At 60.0% G+C, this 4,723-nt stretch carries 4 protein-coding genes; 2 read left to right on the plus strand and 2 right to left on the minus strand.

Annotated elements, in window-relative coordinates; all coding sequences use genetic code 11:
• Nucleotides 1–1,434: mechanosensitive ion channel domain-containing protein (locus ABX749_RS22650; protein WP_372897985.1), on the plus strand; the 1,434-nt coding region annotated here is incomplete at its 5' end.
• Nucleotides 1,435–1,838: 404 nt separating this feature from the next.
• Here ABX749_RS22650 and ABX749_RS22655 read toward each other — a convergent pair.
• A complete protein-coding gene (locus ABX749_RS22655) occupies nt 1,839–3,053 on the minus strand; it encodes a threonine/serine exporter ThrE family protein (RefSeq protein ID WP_372897986.1) in 1,215 nt (404 codons plus the stop codon).
• A 326-nt stretch (nt 3,054–3,379) separates the two neighbouring features.
• Here ABX749_RS22655 and ABX749_RS22660 point away from each other — a divergent pair, with 326 nt between their 5' ends.
• Entirely contained in the window at nt 3,380–3,631 is a 252-nt protein-coding gene (locus ABX749_RS22660; protein ID WP_372897987.1) for a hypothetical protein, read from the plus strand.
• A 57-nt stretch (nt 3,632–3,688) separates the two neighbouring features.
• On the opposite strand, the gene ABX749_RS22665 is transcribed toward ABX749_RS22660, so the two are convergent.
• Nucleotides 3,689–4,723, minus strand: a 1,035-nt coding sequence (locus tag ABX749_RS22665; protein WP_372897988.1) for a serine/threonine-protein kinase, incomplete at its 5' end; no start/stop codon positions are given.

A 4,723-nucleotide genomic window follows, 5' to 3' on the forward strand; every position in this document is an offset into this window, starting at 1 on the left:
CCCAATGTTCGGATCTTTGCGATTCGGGTCTTGTCGACGGCACTGTTTCTGGTCACCGCGGTCTTTCATCATTTGATGCTCCGCCAGCGCAGTCCGCTGCACGTGCAACTCGTGCTCGATCACCCCAAGTCCTTGGTGTATCGAATGCGGAAGGTGCTGTGGGGGATCGCCGTCTTGCTGCCGGTCCTGTTTGCGCTGATGGCATTGGCCGGCTATCTGGAAACGACCTTTCGGTTAGGCCATTCGCTTCAGATGACATTCTTGTTGCTGGTGGCGACGGTTTTGGTGTACGGGCTGCTGACGCGTTGGTTGATGCTGCGGCGGCGCGATTTGGCACGGCGAAAAGCGATGGAATTGCGGCAGCGAAAACTCAAGGAAATGGAGAACTCGGAATCCCAACCGGTGGCCAACTCGGTCGGCATCGTCTTGGAAGAGGAAGAAGTCGGTGACCTGGATACCCTGGACGAACAGGGGCGACAAACCGTCTTCGTCCTGGCGTCGCTGATGGTGCTGGTCGGACTCGGATGGATCTGGAGTGATTTGGTCCCCGCGCTGGCGTATTTTGACGACGTGACGATCTGGAACGTCGGGACCGGCGAGAACATCGAAACGGTCAGCCTGCTCGACGTGCTGTACAGTTTGCTCGGTCTGGCGTTGATGGTCTATGCGACGGGCGTCGTCCCTCGCGTGTTCGAATTGATGGTCCGTGGCAGAACCTCGCTCGACGGCGGAGCACGCTACGCGATCGCCACCTTGATGCGCTACGTGATCGTTGTCGTCGGTAGCTTTATTATCTTGAGCCTACTGAGCGTGCCCTACAACCAACTCGGTTGGCTGCTGGCAGCCGCATCGGTTGGTCTCGGTTTCGGGTTGCAGGAAATCGTGGCGAACTTCGTCTCGGGAATTATCCTGCTGCTCGAACGCCCCGTCCGCGTCGGCGATGTGGTCACGATCGATGGCACCACCGGAATCGTATCTCGCATTCAAATGCGCGCCACCACGGTCACCAACTGGGACCGCAAAGAGCTGGTGATTCCGAACAAAGATCTGATCACGCAAAAGTTGCTCAACTGGTCGCTCACCAACGTCATCAACCGGTTGACCATCGAAGTCGGTGTGGAGTACGGCAGCGATCCCGATCAGGTCCGCGAACTGCTCTATCAAGTCGTGCGGTCCCATCCTCAGGTGCTCACCGATCCGCCGCCCTTGATCAATTTCGACACGTTCGGTGACAGCTCGTTGAACTTTGCCGTCCGGTTCTTTCTCGAAAAATTGGACAACCGGATCGAAGTGACGCACCAGATCAACACCGCGATCGCGGACGCCTTTGCCAAGGCCGGTATCACGATTCCGTTCCCCCAGAGAGACGTGCACGTGGACGTCCTTGGCGACGGCAACGCGTTGCCGCTGTCCCTCCGCCGCGGAAACGATTGACCTTTGAGGCTACGCCGTGAAGTATTTTCTAGCGGTAGGGCGCGAGCCCTCCGGACGCTCTGTGATCGCTGGATGACCCCGGCGGGGTCAAAGCCAGTAGCCGGAGGTGAGCGCAGCGACACCTCCGGACATCCGGCGCCCGTCCGGACGCGACCCCGAAGGGTGTCGAAGCAAATCGCGCCTGATCCCTCGAAGTCGGCCTGATGCCCCGGGTGAACGAGCCTCCCGATCAACTCTTTCCTGAACGCGGACTTCGGCACCGCTGGCGGATTGATTCGCTGCGACCCCGTCCGGGGTCGATAGGAATCGGCTGACGTGCTCTCCGGAGGTGGCGCTGCGCTGACCTCCGGCTACCCGCTGAAATCCCTTCGGGATACTGAAATCGCTGACCCTCGAACCGGCAGTCAGAGAATCCGCTTCGGTGGAATGATCACGTTGGATACCAGGAGGCCGCCGACCAGGCTGGCGCCGACCAGCATCATTTCAAACCCGAACTGAACCCCTTCGAGGGTCTGGTGCTGCCACAGCGCCGACAGCGACCGGTAGCCGAACGAACCCGGGACCAGGATTAGCATGCCCGGTGTCAGCGGGACCAACGCCGGGATGTCGCGGATTCTGGCGTACAGATTGCTGACACATCCGACCGACAAGGCTCCGCAAAACGAACCGACTTCGATGCCGAATTGCGGCCCGATTCCCCAGCTGGCCAGGACCCCCAGGGTCGACACCAAGGAGATGATCGGCCATTGTCGCCAGCGGGCACGAAACACGATCGCAAACGCGATCGGCGCCAGCGCCAGGGCGATCCATTGCCAATAGGGCTCGGGCAACGGGCGCGGTCCCAGTTGCGGATGAAGACGATCCAGCAGACGCCAGACCAGAAACACGCCCACGACCAACGTCGCCAACGAAACCAATGCCCCGGACAATCGGGCCACTCCGGCCGACAAATGCCCGACGGCCAACTCCGTCAACGCGACCGTCAGACGCAGACCCGGAATCAAGATGATCAGACCGGCCAGCGTGACCAGGCGATCATCGATCGGAACCAGATAGGCCGCGACCAGCAAGGAACTGGTCGCCGCCGCGACACCGGCCAGCGGTTCCAACAGCCCCGATTCCCATCGCCAATACTCGTGCAGCAACTCGATCCCCGCGACGAGCGCCCCGATCAGCCCCGCCGCGGCGATTTCCCAAGGCGTTCCGCCGAAGAAAACGGCGACGGCGGCACAGGCGACCGCGCAGGCGGAGATGTAGACCGGCCGGCGATACAAGGGCGTCGCCTCGTCGATCCGTTTTAATTCCGCCATCGCCACGTCGGTGCCGATCTCCAGACGATCCACTCGGCTGAGCAGTTGGTCAAACCGAATCAGTTTGTCGACGTTCACCGGGCCACTGTCGACGCGTCGGACCACGGTCATTTCATCGCCCGACCGGTCACGCAGCGAAATCACCAGCGCCGTCGGGGTGTACAAGAACTCGCCGTGGATGCTCAACGCGTCGGCCACTCGACCCATCACGCGTTCGAGACGGTGCGACGGCGTGCCGTAGCGATGCAACATGATCGCCGCTTCGATCAAGAATGCCTGTGTCGGAGGCGTTTTCTGCGAGTTTTCCATCCGCAGGGTTTTAATCCGCCACACCCGTTGGTGTCTAGGCTTCGCCCAATACCTCTGGCAGCCGCGTGGCCCCTTACCGACGCGTGCGGGCCTGTCTCTTTTTCTCTCCCGCAAGAACAAAGCGCGCCCGAAGCTCAATCAACACGAGCCCTGTTGAACACAAACATTGCGACGTTCCAACTCGGGGTAACGACACGTTTCATAATCGCTCCGCTCCGCTCATTTCTGGGTCACATTGCTCGTGCTTCCAACACGATCGGTCTCGTTGATCGGTTGTCCTCGCGAGACGGATTGTCCCATGCCAACCGCGAGTCAATCCATCCATCATGAGTTTCTGGTCAATCACACTGGTCGTGACGGGGGCAATTTGTGTTCTGATTTCGCTTCTGCAGTCGCGGCATTCGACGGCATCCGAGGATTTTATTGCGGTCCACAAAGGAATGGAGGACGAGCGAATCGGCTCGCAACTCAAACAGGGGCCGTGGAGAGTGGACGCGACGCTTGGGATCCAATTCGGCGCCGCCTTGATCGCGCTCGGCCTGCTGTGGCAGCTGATTCTGTCAGTCTATTGGTTTTGAAATCGAAACGCCTAAAGCCTGGACACCAACGATTGCTGAATTTCGATTTGGGACAACTCAGTTCCCCCACAAGAATGCAACGAGCAGTAGCCCAATGAGAAGGATCCCCAGGCCGAGCAGCACGAGGGAGAGCAGGGGAGGTTTGCCGGCGGCGGGTGACACGTTGATTGGAAGGGGGGCCGACGCAGTTGACGAGGTCGCCGGCGCCGGCAGTTCGGCCGTTTCGGTCAGACTTTGACGCCTCGCGTTCTCCTGGTGCTCGACTTCGAGTTGCTGTTCGATTTCCGCCAGCGTCATCGCAACCTCGCGGGCCGTTTGCGGGCGTTTGGAGGGATGTTTCGCCAGCAGTCGATTGATGATGCGGGCCAGACCCGGATGCAAGTGCGGGCAAACCTTTTCGACTGGATCAAATTCCGCTTGTGTGACGTTGATCAACGTGGACGCGGAGTCGGTCCCTCCGAACGGTTCGTGGCCACTGAGCAAATGGTAGAGCACGCTTCCCAGACTAAACAGATCGCTGCGATGATCGACCGTTTTTGCTGTCGCTTGTTCCGGCGACATGTACTTGGGTGTCCCCAGCACGACGCCCGATTGAGTCAGCCGAACGTCGGACGTTTGACTGCGGGCAAGTCCGAAATCCAGAATCTTGACGCGTCCCGTCTCCGCTTCCAGCCAGAGGTTTTCCGGTTTGATGTCGCGATGGATCAAGTCAAGTTGATGGGCGGCGGCCAGTCCGGTCGCGACCTGCCGTCCGATGTTGGCGACGACACGCGGATCGATACGGCCTTCGCGTTTCAGTTTCTGTCGCAATGATTCCCCGACCAGGTGCCGCATCGCGATGAACGGGATGCCCTCGTGCTCACCGACCTGATAGATCGTCACGATGTTCTCGTGATCGATTCGGGCCGCGGATTCGGCTTCGCGGAGAAATCGTTTTCGGGCCATCTCGTTGGCCGCAACATCCGGTTTCATGACCTTCAACGCGACCGTTCGACGCAGTCGCGGGTCTTCGGCCCGGTAAACGATCCCCATCCCGCCGACGCCGATCACGTCGACCAAGCGATAGTCTCCCACGTGTTCCGATTCGAAGGA

This window comes from Stieleria sp. (genome assembly GCF_041595215.1).
GTDB classification, from domain to species: Bacteria; Planctomycetota; Planctomycetia; order Pirellulales; family Pirellulaceae; genus Stieleria; species Stieleria magnilauensis.